This is a genomic window from Streptomyces sp. NPDC102514 (assembly GCF_055584525.1).
The window spans coordinates 138,255-153,795 of sequence record NZ_JBVJLW010000006.1 but is presented as its reverse complement, the minus strand read 5'-3'; the positions used below and the strand labels follow the sequence as shown (position 1 = coordinate 153,795).

13 protein-coding genes are annotated in these 15,541 nt (G+C 70.6%); 5 read left to right on the top strand and 8 right to left on the bottom strand.

Annotation, left to right across the window (positions count from 1 at the left end; all coding sequences use genetic code 11):
• Positions 1-52: 52 nt before the first annotated feature.
• The 3 genes from ACZ60E_RS17465 to clpS form a co-directional block, all read right to left on the bottom strand.
• The gene (locus ACZ60E_RS17465; protein ID WP_384805201.1) at positions 53-1,513 is read right to left on the bottom strand and encodes an amino acid permease; all 1,461 of its coding nucleotides are present in this window, start codon (positions 1,511-1,513) and stop codon (positions 53-55) included.
• 377 nt (positions 1,514-1,890) lie between these two features.
• Positions 1,891-2,496 carry a DUF2017 domain-containing protein gene (locus ACZ60E_RS17460; RefSeq protein WP_107015979.1) on the bottom strand — a complete coding sequence of 202 codons (606 nt, stop codon included), beginning with the start codon at positions 2,494-2,496 and terminating at the stop codon, positions 1,891-1,893.
• 163 nt (positions 2,497-2,659) lie between these two features.
• On the bottom strand, positions 2,660-2,977 hold the full coding sequence (clpS, locus tag ACZ60E_RS17455; protein WP_469441365.1) for an ATP-dependent Clp protease adapter ClpS: 318 nt from the start codon (positions 2,975-2,977) through the stop codon (positions 2,660-2,662).
• A 122-nt stretch (positions 2,978-3,099) separates the two neighbouring features.
• On the opposite strand from clpS, the gene ACZ60E_RS17450 reads away from it, so the two are divergent.
• On the top strand, positions 3,100-4,428 hold the full coding sequence (locus ACZ60E_RS17450) for a nicotinate phosphoribosyltransferase (RefSeq protein WP_384805204.1): 1,329 nt from the start codon (positions 3,100-3,102) through the stop codon (positions 4,426-4,428).
• 166 nt (positions 4,429-4,594) lie between these two features.
• On the top strand, positions 4,595-5,179 hold the full coding sequence (locus tag ACZ60E_RS17445; protein WP_384805206.1) for a nicotinamidase: 585 nt from the start codon (positions 4,595-4,597) through the stop codon (positions 5,177-5,179).
• Positions 5,180-5,427: 248 nt separating this feature from the next.
• Here the strand turns inward: ACZ60E_RS17445 and ACZ60E_RS17440 are convergent, their stop codons facing one another.
• Positions 5,428-5,760 carry a hypothetical protein gene (locus ACZ60E_RS17440; RefSeq protein ID WP_384805208.1) on the bottom strand — a complete coding sequence of 111 codons (333 nt, stop codon included), beginning with the start codon at positions 5,758-5,760 and terminating at the stop codon, positions 5,428-5,430.
• Between the two features lie 124 nt (positions 5,761-5,884).
• Positions 5,885-8,233 carry an immune inhibitor A domain-containing protein gene (locus ACZ60E_RS17435; protein WP_469441361.1) on the bottom strand — a complete coding sequence of 783 codons (2,349 nt, stop codon included), beginning with the start codon at positions 8,231-8,233 and terminating at the stop codon, positions 5,885-5,887.
• Between the two features lie 467 nt (positions 8,234-8,700).
• On the opposite strand from ACZ60E_RS17435, the gene ACZ60E_RS17430 reads away from it, so the two are divergent.
• Positions 8,701-9,021 carry a hypothetical protein gene (locus ACZ60E_RS17430; RefSeq protein WP_469441359.1) on the top strand — a complete coding sequence of 107 codons (321 nt, stop codon included), beginning with the start codon at positions 8,701-8,703 and terminating at the stop codon, positions 9,019-9,021.
• A gap of 188 nt (positions 9,022-9,209) precedes the next feature.
• Here ACZ60E_RS17430 and ACZ60E_RS17425 read toward each other — a convergent pair whose 3' ends face one another.
• Both ACZ60E_RS17425 and ACZ60E_RS17420 read right to left on the bottom strand, forming a co-directional pair.
• Entirely contained in the window at positions 9,210-9,929 is a 720-nt protein-coding gene (locus ACZ60E_RS17425) for an RDD family protein (RefSeq protein ID WP_469441357.1), read from the bottom strand.
• Between the two features lie 110 nt (positions 9,930-10,039).
• Positions 10,040-11,671, bottom strand: a complete 1,632-nt coding sequence (locus ACZ60E_RS17420) for an RDD family protein (RefSeq protein ID WP_469441355.1) — start codon at positions 11,669-11,671, stop codon at positions 10,040-10,042.
• Positions 11,672-11,935: 264 nt separating this feature from the next.
• Here ACZ60E_RS17420 and ACZ60E_RS17415 point away from each other — a divergent pair, with 264 nt between their 5' ends.
• On the top strand, positions 11,936-12,502 hold the full coding sequence (locus ACZ60E_RS17415; protein ID WP_469441354.1) for an SsgA family sporulation/cell division regulator: 567 nt from the start codon (positions 11,936-11,938) through the stop codon (positions 12,500-12,502).
• 56 nt (positions 12,503-12,558) lie between these two features.
• Here ACZ60E_RS17415 and ACZ60E_RS17410 read toward each other — a convergent pair whose 3' ends face one another.
• Complete coding sequence (locus tag ACZ60E_RS17410) at positions 12,559-13,986, bottom strand: FAD-binding oxidoreductase (RefSeq protein WP_384805300.1); 1,428 nt, start codon at positions 13,984-13,986, stop codon at positions 12,559-12,561.
• Positions 13,987-14,089: 103 nt separating this feature from the next.
• Here ACZ60E_RS17410 and ACZ60E_RS17405 point away from each other — a divergent pair, with 103 nt between their 5' ends.
• A complete protein-coding gene (locus tag ACZ60E_RS17405) occupies positions 14,090-15,511 on the top strand; it encodes a tetratricopeptide repeat protein (protein ID WP_469441353.1) in 1,422 nt (473 codons plus the stop codon).
• The last annotated feature ends 30 nt before the right edge of the window (positions 15,512-15,541 follow it).

The window sequence follows — 15,541 nt, the reverse complement described above, 5'->3', positions numbered from 1 at the left end:
GTCCGGGGCGACGAGGAGTGCCCCGTCCGGGACGGCAACCCGCGGATTGCCGTCAGTTGGCCTTCTCGAACTCCGGCTCGCGGCGCTCGGTGACCTGCGGGTTACGGGACTTCAGCACGGCCCAGCCGATGCCCAGCGCCGCGGCCCAGCCGGCCATCACGTACAGGCAGACGCGGGACTCGGCGTCGTACGCGATGAGGCAGGTCACGAAGAGCAGGAACACGACGGCGACCCAGCTGAACTTCGAGCCGCCCGGGGCCGGGAAGGGCGAGGCGGGCAGGCGGCCCGCGTCGACGGCACGGCGGTACAGGATGTGGCTGATGAGGATCATGAGCCAGGTCCAGATGCCGGCCGCGGTGGCCACCGAGACGACGTAACCGAAGGCCTTCTCCGGGACGATGTAGTTCAGGATCACTCCGACGCCCATGAAGAGCACGGAGAGAGTGATGCCGAACGCGGGCGTCCTGGTGGAGGACAGCTTGTTGAAGATCCTCGGGGCCTCACCGTTGTCGGCCAGGGTGCGCAGCATGCGGCCCGTGGAGTACATGCCGGAGTTGCAGGAGGACAGGGCCGCCGTCAGCACGACGAAGTTGACGATGCCGGCGCCCGCCGGGATGCCGATCTTCGCGAAGGCCGCGACGAAGGGGCTCACGCCCGGCGCGAACTCCGTCCACTTCACCACGCAGAGGATCACCGTGAGCGCGCCGACGTAGAAGAGGGCGATGCGCCAGGGCAGGGTGTTGATCGCCTTGGGGAGGGTCTTCTCCGGGTTCTCGGACTCGCCCGCGGTGACGCCGACGAGTTCGACGGCCAGGTAGGCGAACATCACGCCCTGGAGGGTCATCAGGGACGAGCCGATGCCCTTGGGGAAGAAGCCGTCGACGGCCCAGAGGTTGGACACGGCGGCGGTGTCGCCCGCGGAGCTGAAGCCGAAGGTGAGCACGCCGAGGCCGATCACGATCATGCCGATGAGCGCGGTGACCTTGACCATCGAGAACCAGAACTCGATCTCGCCGAAGAGCTTGACGGAGATCAGGTTCGCCACGAAGAGCACGACCAGGAAGACCAGGGCCGTGACCCACTGCGGGATCTGCGGGAACCAGTAGTTGACGTAGATCGCGGCGGCGGTGAGTTCCGCCATGCCGGTGACGACCCACATCAGCCAGTACGTCCAGCCGGTGAAGTAGCCGAAGAACGGGCCGAGGAACTCACGGGAGTACTCCGCGAAGGAGCCCGAGACCGGGCGGTAGAGCAGCAGCTCACCGAGGGCTCGCATGATGAAGAAGATGATGACGCCCGCGAGGGCGTACATGAGGATGAGGCTGGGGCCCGCCTTGGCGATGTTCGCCCCGGCTCCCAGGAAGAGGCCGACGCCGATCGCGCCGCCGATCGCGATCATCTGGACCTGACGGCTGCCGAGCCCGCGTTCGTAGCCTTCTCCGGGGGCGTCGCCGTCGGCGGCGCCGTTGCCGCCCTGCTCGTCGTCGTGCTTACCGACCTGCACCGAGGTCATGTCTGATGCGCCTTTCTCCATACCGGTCCGAGCCTTCGTCGGCTTCGGTCCGGTTTCCGAATCCCCCCGGATCACTGGAGTCGAGCGGGCTCCCCGAGCCCGCCGCACGGCCTTCCCGAGGCCGCGCGCGCCTGGCCGGCTGTGGCCGGATCAGTGGCGCACCCGGCAGGACGTGGGTGGTGTCCCGCCGAGCGATCGAGAAGATTTATCACGGCCGCAACATTCGCCGTTCGGGCCGCTTGTAGCGCATGCCACAGGAAGAAGCGGACATACGACACCCGGGCCCACATTGCAGGCCCGGGTGGTGATGTGATCGTTATCCGGATTTGAGCGTCCGCTGAGCAAACGTTCGATGCCCCGTCACCGACGGCTTCGCGTCAGGGCATCAACGTCTCGACCAGCGTCTCCTGCAGTCCGCCGAGCCACAGGTACGCCATCACCATCGGCTTGCGCGGGTCCTCGTCGGGGAGCCGGTAGAGAAGGTCCGTGTCCTCCTCGTCGACGACGTCCAGCCGGGAGCCGATCGCGAGGCGCAGGTCGTTGAGGCAGCTGAGCCACTGCTTCGATTCCTCGGACGTCAGCTTCAGGACCGCTCCCCCCTCCCCCACGGCCGCGACGCCGTCCAGGGAGCGGATCACCACAAGGGCGTTGTCCCGCTTGCCGGCGCGCAGGTCGTTCTCGGTGAAGCGGCGGAACTCCGAGGAGTACGCACGCTGCTCCTCGGCCTGCTCGGGCGAGGTGGCCTCGACGTCGGGGCCGCTGTACGCGTCCGGGAAGAGGCGCTTCAGCACGGGGTCCGAGGGCGGCTCGCTCGGCCCCTCCGCGAACAGTTCGGCGAGCGGGTCGTCGGAGACGTCCCCGCCGGGGCCCGGTCCGATGAGCTCCAGGAGCTGTACGGCGAGGGAGCGGATGATGGAGATCTCGACCTCGTCGAGCGCGACGGCCGCGCCGCCGCCGGGGAGCGGTTCGAAGTGTCCTGGCATCAGGTTGCGTCGCTACTTCCAGTGCTGCGCGGGCGTCGGGTGCTGCGCCGGCGTCGGGCGGGTGCCGGTCCTGCCGTGGCCGGTTCCGCGGTTTCCGGTTCCGCGGTCTCCGGTCCTGCGATGTCCGGTCTCACGGTCTGCGGTCTCGCGGTCCTCGGCCGGGTCATTTCCGGTCGTGCTGGAGGGTGGCCCACAGACCGTAGCCGTGCATGGCCTGCACATCGCGTTCCATCTCCTCACGGGTGCCGCTGGAGACAACGGCCCGGCCCTTGTGGTGTACGTCCATCATCAGCTTGGTGGCCTTGTACTTCGAGTACCCGAAGTACGACTGGAAGACGTAGGTCACGTAGCTCATCAGGTTGACCGGATCGTTGTGGACGATGGTCACCCAGGGGACGTCGGGCTCGGTTACGGCGAAGACCTCCTCAGCCGACTCGGTCTTTTCGGTCTCTAGGGGTGCGGGAGCCGTCACACGGCCCATGCTGCCACCACAGGCGGCTGCCCGGCCAAACGAGGCCCGCAAATCATGCGCATCGCGGGCGAGCCGCACATCACACGACCTAGAAATCGTCAGAGTGACGAGATAGGGGTAGCATCCCGGTCATGAACACTGCGGACCTGGGACTGCCGGTGGATGTGCCGTCGACAGCTCTCTTCACGGACCATTACGAGCTGACCATGCTGCAGGCCGCTCTCAAGGGCGGCACGGCCGACCGGCGTTCGGTCTTCGAGGTCTTCACCCGCCGTCTGCCCGAGGGCCGCCGCTACGGAGTCGTCGCCGGCACCGGGCGGGTCCTGGACGCGGTGGAGAACTTCCGCTTCGACGCGGACGTCATCGGCTTCCTGCGCGAGCGGAACGTCGTGGACGAGCCGACCCTCGAGTGGCTGTCCTCGTACCGCTTCGGCGGGGACATCTGGGGCTACCCGGAGGGCGAGGTGTACTTCGCCGGGTCGCCGGTCCTGCGCGTCGAGGGCTCCTTCGCGGAGTGCGTGCTCCTGGAGACCGTGATCCTCTCCATCCTCAACCACGACTCGGCCATCGCGGCAGCCGCCTCCCGGATGGCCTCGGCCGCGGGCGGCCGTCCCCTGATCGAGATGGGTGCCCGGCGCACCCACGAACTGGCCGCGGTGGCGGCGTCCCGCGCGGCGTACGTCGGCGGCTTCACCACCACCTCGGACCTGGCCGCGGGCTTCCGCTACGGCATCCCGACGGTCGGCACGTCCGCCCACGCCTTCACCCTCGTGCACGACACCGAGCGGGACGCCTTCCGCGCCCAGGTGGACTCGCTCGGCCGGGGCACCACGCTCCTCGTGGACACGTACGACGTCGCCGAGGCCGTGCGGCTGGCCGTCGAGGTGGCCGGGCCCGAGCTGGGCGCCGTCCGCATCGACTCCGGTGACCTGCTGCTCGTGGCGCACCGGGTACGGCAGCAGCTGGACGAGCTGGGCGCCACGAAGACCCGGATCACCGTGACCTCGGACCTCGACGAGTACGCGATCGCCTCGCTGGCCGCGGCGCCCGTGGACGCGTACGGGGTGGGCACCCAGCTGGTGACGGGTTCCGGGCATCCGACGTGCTCGATGGTCTACAAGATCGTCGCGCGTGCCGAGTCGGCGGACCCGAAGGCTCCGCTCCTGCCGGTGGCCAAGAAGTCCTCGGGCGGCAAGACGTCCATCGGTGGCCGCAAGTGGGCCGCGCGGCGGCTCGACGAGCACGGGGTCGCCGAGGCCGAGGTGATCGGCACAGGGGCGGTTCCCGCCGAGCTCGCCGACAACCAGCTCCTCGTGCAGCTCGTCAAGGGCGGCCAGGTCGTCGCCCGCGAACCACTGGACGTCGTACGCGACCGGCACGCGGCGGCCCGCGCGAACCTGCCCCTGTCGGCGACACAGCTGTCGCGCGGCGACGCCGTCATTCCGACCGAGTACGTGTGAGACCCGCGGGCCCGGCCGGCCGACGGCCCGGGCCCGTACGGGAGTGAACGGGCGACAAGCCGGGAAAGGGCACGGCAACGCCCGCGCCCTGAAAGGGCCCGACAACCCGCACGACACCACCGGCCTCCCCCGCGGAGCGCCGGTGCCGAGCCGAAGGACACCGCCCATGCGCCGCGCCCTGATCGTCGTAGACGTCCAGAACGACTTCTGCGAGGGAGGCAGCCTCGCGGTGCCCGGCGGGGCGGACGTGGCCGCCGCGATCACGGAACTGATCGGGCAGGCCCCCGCCGGCTACCGCCACGTGGTGGCGACGCGCGACCACCACATCGCTCCCGGGGGTCACTTCGCGGACAACCCCGACTACGTCCACTCCTGGCCCGCGCACTGCGTGGCCGGCACGGAGGGGGTGGGCTTCCACCCGAACTTCGCTCCGGCGGTCGCCTCCGGCGCGATCGACGCGGTCTTCGACAAGGGCGCGTACTCGGCCGCGTACAGCGGCTTCGAGGGCGCCGACGAGAACGGCGTCTCGCTCGGCGACTGGCTGCGTACGCGGGAGATCACCGAGGTCGACGTGGTGGGCATCGCCACGGACCACTGCGTGAAGGCGACTGCCCTGGACGCGGCGCGGGAGGGTTTCCGCACGCAGGTCCTGCTCGACCTCACGGCGGGCGTGGCCCCGGACACGACGACCCAGGCCCTGGACACCCTCCGAGAAGCAGGCGTGGAACTCACCGGCAAACCAGTGGTCTGACCCCGGCCCCGTAAGGGGCGCGGGGAACTGCGCGACAAGCCCCCACCGGCCCGCAGCCGACACGCAGGCCCGCAGCGCGTTGTCGTCCCGCTGCAGATCCGTCGTGGCCGGCCGCGCAGTTCCCCGCGCCCCTTACGGGGCCCAGGCCGACGCAGCCGACACGTACGCCCGCAACAGCACGCCCTCGGCCCGCCGCAGGCGCGTCGTGGTCGGCCGCGCAGTTCCCCGCGCCCCTGACGGGGCGCGCCCTACGGCGTCGGCGCCGCAGGGCGGCGCATCAGGGTGCGGATCGGGTGCCAGAGCTCCGAGGCCAGCGCGTCCACACCCGGCGCCGTGCGCCATATGAGGCCGTCGGGATGGTGCAGGACGGCCGTGACCTCGTCCGGCGTAGGAGGCTGCCCGTTGCCGCGCAGATACACCGCCCGCAACCCCAGGTTGCGCAGCCGCGTCAACGCGCGGGCCCGGTTGTGCGCATGCACCAGCACCCGCACCGAACCGGTGCCCGCGGCGAGCGGCCGGGGCAGGTTCAACGCCACCACGACAGTGCCGTTCGGCAGCTTGCAGAAGCCTCCTGCGGCCATTCGGTCATACCCCCGCGAGATCCGGTGTCAATAAGAGAGTCACAGGACGCACCTAAACACGATCGGCCGCGACCCGCCAGGGGGTCGCGGCCGATCATGGTTTGACCTGCGAAAACGTCTCCTACTACTTCGCGGCGGAGACCTTCACGGTGATCGTCGAGCCGTCGCGGGGCTCCTTGACGATCGCGATCTTCGTGTTGGTGTCAGTGATCTTGACACCCCCGGTCGGGTTGGCCGGGTCGTAGTACGTGTTCGTGCGGTCGTTGAAGATCCGGTTCCCCGGCTGCGACTTGATCTTCGTCGCGACGTCCGCCTTGTGGAGCGTGAGACCGTCCGTCCGGTACGAGCTGAACGGCGAGTCGTAGGACTGGATGCGGTTGCGCATCAGCGTGCCGTCGGACCACTTCAGCGCCGTCGGGTGGGCGTCCACCGGCAGCAGCAGGCCGGTGCCCTTGTGCTGGCTGACGTTGTTGTCACGCTGGGAGGTGTCCCACTTCCAGATCAACAGACCGTTCTGGTACGGGAAGTGCTCCACCCACGAAGGACGCGTGGACGCGAAACCGAAGTTGTACGGGCCGACCTTCAGGGTCTTGTCGTACGACACGTACTGACGGTTCTCCGCGATGTAGTACTGCGCGTAGTCGTTGGTGAAGGACGCGCCGATACGGGAGAAGCCGTTGGACTTCCACGCCGCGTCGGCGGTCTCGGCGTCGTCCGAGAAGACCGCGGAGCCGTCGGCGGTGACGGTGATGCGGTCCGCCGCGAAGCCCTTCTGGGCCACGCCACCGTCGGTGGAGTAGCGGAAGCGCAGGTCGAACTTCTGGCCCGCGTAGGCGTCGAGCGGGTACGACAGCTTCGTGTACGCGGCCGACGTGCCGGTCAGCGCGGGGCTGCCGCTGGCGTCACGCGGGATCGCCTGGCCGTCGACCGTTCCGTCGATGGCCGTCCACTTGGCGCCGCCGTCGGTGGAGACCTCGGTGTAGAGGTAGTCGAAGTCCGTCTCGATGTCGTAGTACCCGTCGAGGGTCAGCGTCGCCGCCGACTTGCCCGTGAGGTCCACGGAACGGGTCAGCGTGTTCTTGAGGTTGTTCGCGCTGCCGCTCCACCACTGGGTGGCGCCCTGCGCCGGGGGGACGACCTCGGTGGTGACCGCCTTCTTCGGCAGTTCGACCACCAGCGCCTGGGCTTTCTTGGTGTTGTACTCGGCCACACCCAGCGTGTGGGTGGAGCGCTTCGCGGCCTTCGCCGTGTCGTACTTCAGCCAGCCGAGCTGCAGCTTGTCCCAGGCGGTCATGTCGCCGGGCAGGTCGCCGATGGCGTTCTTGCCGGTGCCGAGCCACGAACCGGAGGACATCAGCGTCCAGAACGCGGTGGAGTTCTCCGCCGTGTTGGTCGTGTCGTAGTGGTCCGGCAGACCGAGGTCGTGGCCGTACTCGTGGGCGAAGACGCCGAGTCCGCCGTTCTCCGGCTGGATCGTGTAGTCGCCGACCCAGATGCCGGAGTCGCCGATCTGCGCCCCGCCCATCTTGTTGCCCGTGGGGCCGGTGGCGCCTGCGTCGGTGCCGAACGCGTACCAGCGGTGGGCCCAGATCGCGTCGTCGCCCTGGGCGCCGCCGCCCGCGGACTCGTCCTCACCGGCGTGCACGATCTGGAAGTGGTCGATGTAGCCGTCGGGCTCGTTGAAGTTGCCGTCGCCGTCGAAGTCGTTGCGGTCCCACTTGTCGTAGGCGGACAGCGCGGTCTTGATGTCGGCGTCGGACTTGCCGGCCGCCTTCTGGGCGTCGACCCAGGCGGTGACACCGTCGGCGACGGCGTTCCACGCGCAGGTGTCGGGGTCGCACTTGTTGGAGCCGTAGCGGGCCTCGTTGTAGGGCACCTTGACCCAGTCGGAGACCGTGCCGTCGATGGAGTAGCGGCCCGAGGACTGCTTCTCGTAGTACTTCTTCATCGACTCGACACCTTTGCCGGTGCCGAAGTAGAGGTCCTTGTAGTGCTTGGTGTTGTAGTCCGCCTTCCAGTCCGTGCTGTTGTCCTCGGCACGGTCCGGCTCGGCTATCTGGTTGTGCAGCGGCCCGGGGGTGCCGCCGTAGCGGCTGTCCACCTTGTCGCCGAACTCGACGAGGATCGTGAAGATCTCGTCGGTCTTCTCACGGCCGAGCTCCACGTACTTGCCGTTCTGGAGCTTCACGACCTGCGAACCGCCGCGCTTGACGGGCTTGGCGTCGCCGGAGATGACCCTCTTGAGGGCCTCCTCGCGCTGGGCCTCCTGACGGTCGGTCAGGGGTCCCTTCAGGTCGTGCTCGTGCTCGGCGTCGTCCCCGGCACGGGCCGGGTCCTGCCGGTTCGCGGCCGCGGCCGGCTGGTCGCCGGCGTCGGCGGCCTGCGCCACCGCGAAGGTCGAGAACGTGGCGGCTGCCGCGGTGAGCGCGACACCCACTGCGGCTGCTCTGAACGTCCATGGTCTGCTGGTCACTTGATGCAGTCCTCCCTCACGCCCGGGCGCGCGGAAGGAGGGTGTCCAGGTTATGGAGTCCGCGCGCGCTCTATGCGCGTCACAAGTGACGACATTCGATCGGAGTTGAAGGAGAAAAGACAGACCTTGACTTGGACAGGTCAAGTGAGCTATGCGTTCGCTGTCCGTCACCGGGTTCCGGTACCGGTCCGCTCACGGAGATCCGTGTACCGCTCAACAGGCGCGTTCAAAAGACGGGTTGGCAGAAGCCATGATTCCGTGCGCCCCCTGTGCTCCGGCACCGTGGGTTAGGTCACGCTTACTGCTCGTTCCCCTCGGGCAGACAGGCCAATAGAGTCGGTTGGCGGCGCGCCGGATTTCCGGTGATTTGCCAAGCGACACCGTTGTCGCAGCCTTGCTTCTTATTCGCACCTCCCCCATCGCGAGAGGCACCGGGGGGAGACCCCCACCCCGAGGACGGAACTGCCATGCCTCGTCCGACCGCCGCACAGCTCGCCTACGGTTCCTGCACCGTGCTCTTCTCCACGCTCGCCATGCTGCTGCTGTCACAGACGAGTTCGGGCCTGGGAGTCGTGATCATCGCGCTCTCCGCCCTCGTGCTCGGTCTCCTCGTGGCCATGACGGTTCCCACGCCGAAGCCCGCCGCGGCCGTGGCCACCACTCCTTCGCGCGTCGCCCTCGCGGACCAGCGTGTTCCGGATCAGCGTCTTCCGGAACCGCGGCTCTCGGCCCGGCGCGAGACCGTCGCCGCCGCGAGCGCGTCCGAGCCGATACGCGAACGCGCCTGAGTCCGCAGTCCGGTTCCGTCCGGACGAGCCCGGTTCACGCGGGCCCGTCCGGACGGAACCGGCTGTCCGGACAGCGGCTTTCACCGCTCACCGTCGGCCGCCCACCGTCGGCCGCTTGCCGCCCGGCTCCTGCTGTCCGGCTCCTGCCGTCCTGCTCCTGAACCGCCCGCCGTCCGTCGTCGGGCGGTTCAGCCGGTGCTGACCACCACGGTCTTGGCCGCCTTGTCGTGCAGCCCCTGCTTGTACGGCTTGTCGAAGAAGCTCCAGCCGCCGGCGATCGCGGTCCAGATGCACGCGCAGCAGAACGCGAACGGCACCCACAGCACCAGCGCGCGGACGAGTGCGGTCTGCACGGACGGCGTGGAGCCGTTGTCGAGGTTCGCCACCCGCAGATGCAGCCACTTCTTGCCGAGGGTCTGTCCCGACCTGGTGGTCAGGAAGGTGTCGTACCCGACGTAGAGCAGCAGGGCGATCAGGGACTGCCCGAAGGACTTGCCGTACTGGATCTTGTCCGTGTCCACGTCGTACTCGTTGACGCCGAAGCCCCATGTCAGCAGCCACACCACGATGAGGACGAGGACCATGTCGATGATCCGCGCGAGGACGCGTTTGCCGCTGTCGGCGAGCGGCGGCATCCCGGCGAGCGGATCGTTGCTGTACGGGCCGCCGCCGTAGGGGTCCTGGCCGGCACCGCCGTAAGGGGCACCGCCACCGCCGTAGGGGTGGCCGGCGCCGCCGCCGTAGGGCGGTGGTGCGGCGCCGTACGGGGAGCCGCCGCCCTGGTCGGGTGGTGGCTGCGGCGGCTGCGACTGCTGGGGCGGCGGCTGCTGCTTCTTGAACGGGTCCTCGTCCGGCGGCTTCTGGAACGGATCGTCGTCCGGAGGGGGCGGCGGCGGCTCGGTGGTCATGTCCCGAGTCGACCGCGAACCCCACGGCCGCGCCAACGGGGTGCGGCCGTCCGGGGTATCGGCCGAAGCGGCCGTCCGGAACAGTCCTCCGGTACGGCCGCCGGGTGCCGTCAGCCCGCGACGAACGTATGGGCCGCCTTGTCGTGCCAGCACTGCCGCCACGGGCGGTCGAACAGGCCCCACACGACACCCACGACACCGATGCCGAGAAGGCACGGGACGCTGTAGACGAGCCAGCGCCGCAGGGCCAGGCCGAACGACGGCGGGTCGCCTCCCTCGATGTCCCGTACCTGGAGGCCGAACAGCTTCTTGCCGAGGGTGCGGCCCCACTTGGCGTTGGGCAGCGCCTCGTAGAGGACGCCGAAGACGATCAGGACGGCGAGGACGATGCCGAGGTAGAGGGCGGTCGTGCCGTCCAGCAGCCACACCGTGACCGTCTCGCCGGAGAGCTTGGCCGCGTCGATCTTCTCGTTGACGTGGTCCAGCGCCCTGGTGCCCAGCGGAACCGCGGCCGCGCCGGTGACCGCGGCCAGCACGAGCGTGTCCACGAGCCGGGCGGCGAACCGCTTCCCGAGCCCCGCCGGACGCGCCTCGGCCTGGGAACGCACGACCGACTGGAACGGGTCCTCCCGCACCGGCTTCCACGGCACGACGGGCTGGTCCTCGTCCGCCCCGGCCAGCCGGTGCACCTGCTGGGCCCAGGACGGCTGGCCGCCACCGGGACCCGCACTCATCGGCGCCTGCGCCTGCGGAGTGACGGCCTGTGGCGGGACCGTCTGCGGGGGGACGGTGGGAGTGGACTGCTGCTGCGGGGCCGGGGCGGCGGGGGACGGCTGTGCCGGGGCCGTGGGCTGGGCCGCGCCCGTGGGCTGCTGGGCCGCGGCCGGCTGCGTACCGCGCTGCTGTCCCGACCGCTGCGGGGTCCGCCTGAAGCTCATCGTGCCCTCGGCGACGACGGGTTCGCGGGAACCGGGGACGCCGGAGGCGGGGCTGCCGGAGGCGGCGGCCCCCGTGCCCGGGGCCTGCGCGCGCGCCGCGCCGGACGCGCCCGCGACATGCGCGCGCCCGGCACCCATGGCACCGGCCGAACCCGTGGCGCCGGGCGAACCCGTGGGCCGGCGGAAGACCACCGTGCCGCCGGAGGGAGGAGGCATGGGCGCCCCCGGGTCCCGCTCGGAGTCGGCCCCCTGGAACGTGGCCGTGCCGTCCGTGTGGTCCGACCTGCCGTCGGGCTGCGCGGCCGACTGGACCGGGGATGCGGACTGGGGCTGCGGTGCGGCGGCCTGTGCCTGCGGCGTGGGCTGGGCCGGCTGTGCCGGTTGCGCGGACTCCGCCGGTACCCGCGGGTCCGGTGAGCCCCAGCGGACCCGGCGGTCCGGATCGCCGCCGAAGCCGGTCTGCCGGGAGCGGTCGGCACCCCACGCGGTGGCCGGTTCGGGGCGGCTGCCGTGCTGGGCCTCGGCGGGCGACGGGCCCGCGGCGGGCGGGTCCTCGTCGAAGAAGTGCGGGCCCGTCTCCTCCGTGGACACGGGTGCGTGCTGCGCGTTCGCGGCCGAGGGGGCCGAAGCGGGTGAGGCGGGTGAGGCGGGTGAGGCGGCAGGGTCGCCGCCGGGCGCCGGCCGGCTGGTGCCCGGCACCCATGCGGCACCGTTCCAGTACCGGACATATCCAGGAATGGACGGGTCCGGGTAGTACCCCTCGTGGGGCCTGTCGTCGCCGGGGGCCGGGGTTGGGGCGCTCATGTCCGTCGTCCCGTATCTGCTCGGGGGTCGTGTTGAGCGTCCACATCTATCAGACGGGCGCAACCGCCACTGCCGCTCCTGGTGTACCTACCCCCTTCGAGCGCGGTTCCCCCACCATTTCCGGCCTCGGCGCGGTATAGGCGCGACGGTCCGGGGACCCTGCGAAAAAAGTTCTCCGAACCGGCGTAATGCTGCGGCCTCCGCGGCCTCTCCACTCGTACGGGCCCGCTCCTCGGGTCCCGGCCACGAGAGGAAGCGGACCGCATGAGCAACGACGTGAACAACGATCTCAACGACGGCCGGAACGGCGGCAGGAACGACGACAGGAAGAGCGGCAGGGACAGCGGGCGGGAGAGCGACACCGTCGTGGTGGAACGGGAGCTGGAGCTCAAGCTGGTGCTGTCCCCCGAGCGCAGCATCCCCGTGCCGGCTCTGCTGAGTTACCGCAGCGACGATCCGTACGCCGTCCATGTCACCTTCCACATCGGCACCGACCACCCCGTGAGCTGGACCTTCGCGCGGGAACTGCTCGTCGAGGGGGTGTTCCGGCCGTGCGGGCACGGGGATGTACGGGCGTGGCCGACGAAGGTCGGCGGGCGCGGCGTCGTCCTGATGGCGCTGAGTTCGCCCGACGGGGACGCGCTGCTGGAAGCGCCCGCCGCGCAGGTGTCGGCGTGGCTGGAGCGCACGCTGCGGGCGGTCCCGCCGGGCACGGAGGCCGGGCGGCTCGGTCTCGACGACGGTCTCGACGAGCTGCTCGCGCCGACCCCGGCCGACGATCTGTGGCTGAGCGACCCGTGGCCCTCCGACGAGTCCAAGGACGGGGAGTGAGAGGGAGGAGGGGTGAGGGAGAGGAGAGAGGGGGAGGGGGGAGGTGGAGGGGTCTGTCAGAAGAGTTTTCCCGGGTTGAGGATGCCCAGGGGGTCGAAGGCCGTTTTCACCGCCCGTTGCATCTCGATGCCGACCGGGCCGATCTCGCGGGCCAGCCACTCCTTCTTGAGGACGCCCACACCGTGCTCGCCGGTGATCGTGCCGCCGAGTTCCAGGCCGAGGGCCATGATCTCGTCGAAGGACTCACGGGCGCGCCGGGACTCGTCGGGGTCGCTCGCGTCGAAGCAGACGGTCGGGTGGGTGTTGCCGTCGCCCGCGTGGGCCACGACGCCGATGGTCAGCCGGTACTTCTCGGCGATCCGGTCGACCCCTTCGAGCATCTCGGCGAGCCTGGAGCGCGGTACGCACACGTCGTCGATCATCGTCGTGCCCTTGACCGCCTCAAGGCCCGTGAGGGACAGCCGGCGGGCCTGGAGGAGCAGTTCCGACTCGGCCGCGTCCTCCGCCGGTACGACCTGGGTGGCGCCCGCCGCCTCGCACAGCGCGCCGACCGCGGCGAGGTCCGCGGCGGGGTCGAGCGTGTCGAAGGCGGCGAGGAGCAGTGCCTCGGTGCTCTCCGGGAGGCCCATGTGCGCCATGTCGTTGACGGCCTTCACCGTGGTGCGGTCCATCAGTTCGAGGAGGGACGGCACATGGCCGCCCTCCATGATCCGGCAGACCGCGTCGCAGGCCGCCGCCCCGGAGGGGAACTCCGCCGCCAGGACGAGCTGTTGGGGCGGTTGGGGTTTCAGGGCGAGCGTGGCCTGTACGACGATGCCGAGTGAGCCCTCCGAGCCGACGAACAGGCGCGTCAGGTCGTATCCGGCCACACCCTTCGCCGTACGGCGGCCCGTCGACATCAGGCGGCCGTCCGCCAGGACGACGTCCAGGCCGAGGACGTACTCCGCCGTCACTCCGTACTTCACGCAGCACAGGCCGCCCGAGGCCGTGCCGATGTTGCCGCCGATGGTGCACATCTCCCAGCTGGAGGGGTCCGGCGGGTAGTAGAGGCCGTGCTCGTTGACGGCGCGGGAGAGCGTGGCGTTGATGACGCCCGGCTCGACCACCGCGATCCGGTCCACGGGGCTGATCTCCAGGATGCGGTCCATCTTGATCAGGGACAGCACGATGCAGCCCTCGGAGGCGTTGGCCGCCCCGGAGAGGCCCGTGCGGGCGCCCTGCGGGACCACCGGGACCCGGAGGTCGGTCGCCGTGCGCATGACGTGCTGGACCTGTTCGACCGTGCGCGGCAGCACGACGACGGCAGGGGTGCCCGCCTCGCAGAAGCTGGCCATGTCGTTGGCGTACGAGCCGGTGACGTCCGGGTCGGTGAGGACCGCCTCGGCCGGCAGGCCCGTGAGGAGACGTTCGGTGAGGCGATCGCGGGGGCTGCCCACCGCCACGGTGTCTTCATCGGGTCGGGCTTCGATACGGCTCATGATCACAGCGTCGCACTCGGGGCCATCGGTGTGAACCCCGCCCGCGCGAGGCTTTCCGTGCCGGGGTGGTGGCCGGGTGTGCTCTTCGTATTGACGCACAGTGATCGGCATGGACAGCGGTGTGAAGCGTGAGGTTCTGATCCGGCGCGTGCTGGCCGGGGCCGTCGTGGGGTGCTTCGTGCTGGGGGGTGTGCTGGTCGTCATGCCCGACGGGGATCGCCGGCCGCCGCCCTCCCCCGGGCCCGTGGCGCGGGCCGTGACCGCGGTCGGGTCGGGGGCGCCCGCCTCGCTGCCCGATCTGGTCGCGCTGATCAGTGACCGCGAGGCGCATCTGCGGGCCCATCCGGGTGATGTGCGCTCGTGGGCCGAGCTGGGCGGCGCGTATGTGGAGCGGGGCGAGCGGACCGCCGAGCCGGGGTTCTATCCGAAGGCCGACGCCGCGTTGCGTACGTCGCTGAAGGGGCGGCCGAAGGGGAACACCGAGGCGTTCCGCGGGATGGCCGCGCTCGCCAACGCGCGGCACGACTTCCGGGCCGCGCGGGGGTGGGGGGAGGCGGCGGTGGCCTCCTCGCCGAAGCGGTGGTCCGTGTATCCGGCGCTGATCGACGCGTATCGGGGGCTCGGGGACTACAAGGGTGCTCGGCGGGTGCTGGCCAAGCTTGTCGAACTTCCCTCGGGGAGTGGGGTGTCGGGGGGCCGACCGGGAGCGCAGGTGTTGGTGCGGGCCGGGCTCGTCTACCGGGATCGGGGGTGGCGGGAGGATTCCGCCGCCGCCTTGTCCGATGCCGCGGCGCTCGCCGCCACCCCTGCCGAGCAGGCCGACTGTCTGGTGCGGGTCGGGGAGTCGGCCTGGGAGCGCGGGGAGGCCGCGGAGTCGCTGCGTGCGTTCGAGGCCGCGTTGCGGGCCGATCCCGGGGAGCATGCGGCGCTGGCCGGGCAGGGGCGGGCGCTGGCCGCGCTGGGGCGGGACTCGGAGGCGCTGCTCGCGTATCAGTCCGCGCTGGCGAAGCAGCCGTTGCCGCGGTACGCGCTGGAGCTGGGCGAGTTGTACGAGTCGCTGGGGCTCGGCGGGGCCGCGCGGGCCCAGTACGACGTGTTGCGGGCGCGGGTGCGGGAGGGGGACGCGGCCGGGGTGAACGAGGAGCTGGTGCTCGGGCTCTTCGAGGCCGATCACGGGGATGCGGGGGGTGCGGTGCGGCGGTTGCGGGGTGAGTGGGCCCGGCATCCTTCGGTGGCTGTGGCCGATGCGCTGGGGTGGGCGTTGCATCGGGACGGGAAGGACAAGGAGGCGGTCGGTTTCGCCACCCGGGCGACGGATCGGGTGCGTGGGGGTGGGGCTCGGGTCGCTCTGTACTCGTTTCACCGGGGGGTGATCGAGCGGGGGGTGGGGAACGACTCGGGGGCTCGGCGGCATCTTGGCGAAGCGTTGCGGATCAGTCCGGTGTTCTCGCCGTTGTTGGTGCCTGTGGCTCTGCGGGCGCTGGAGGAGTTGGGGGAGGCCGAGGCGCGGCCTGCGGGCGCGTTGCGGTAGGGGGTGGGTCGGGGCGGTCGGCCGTGGGGC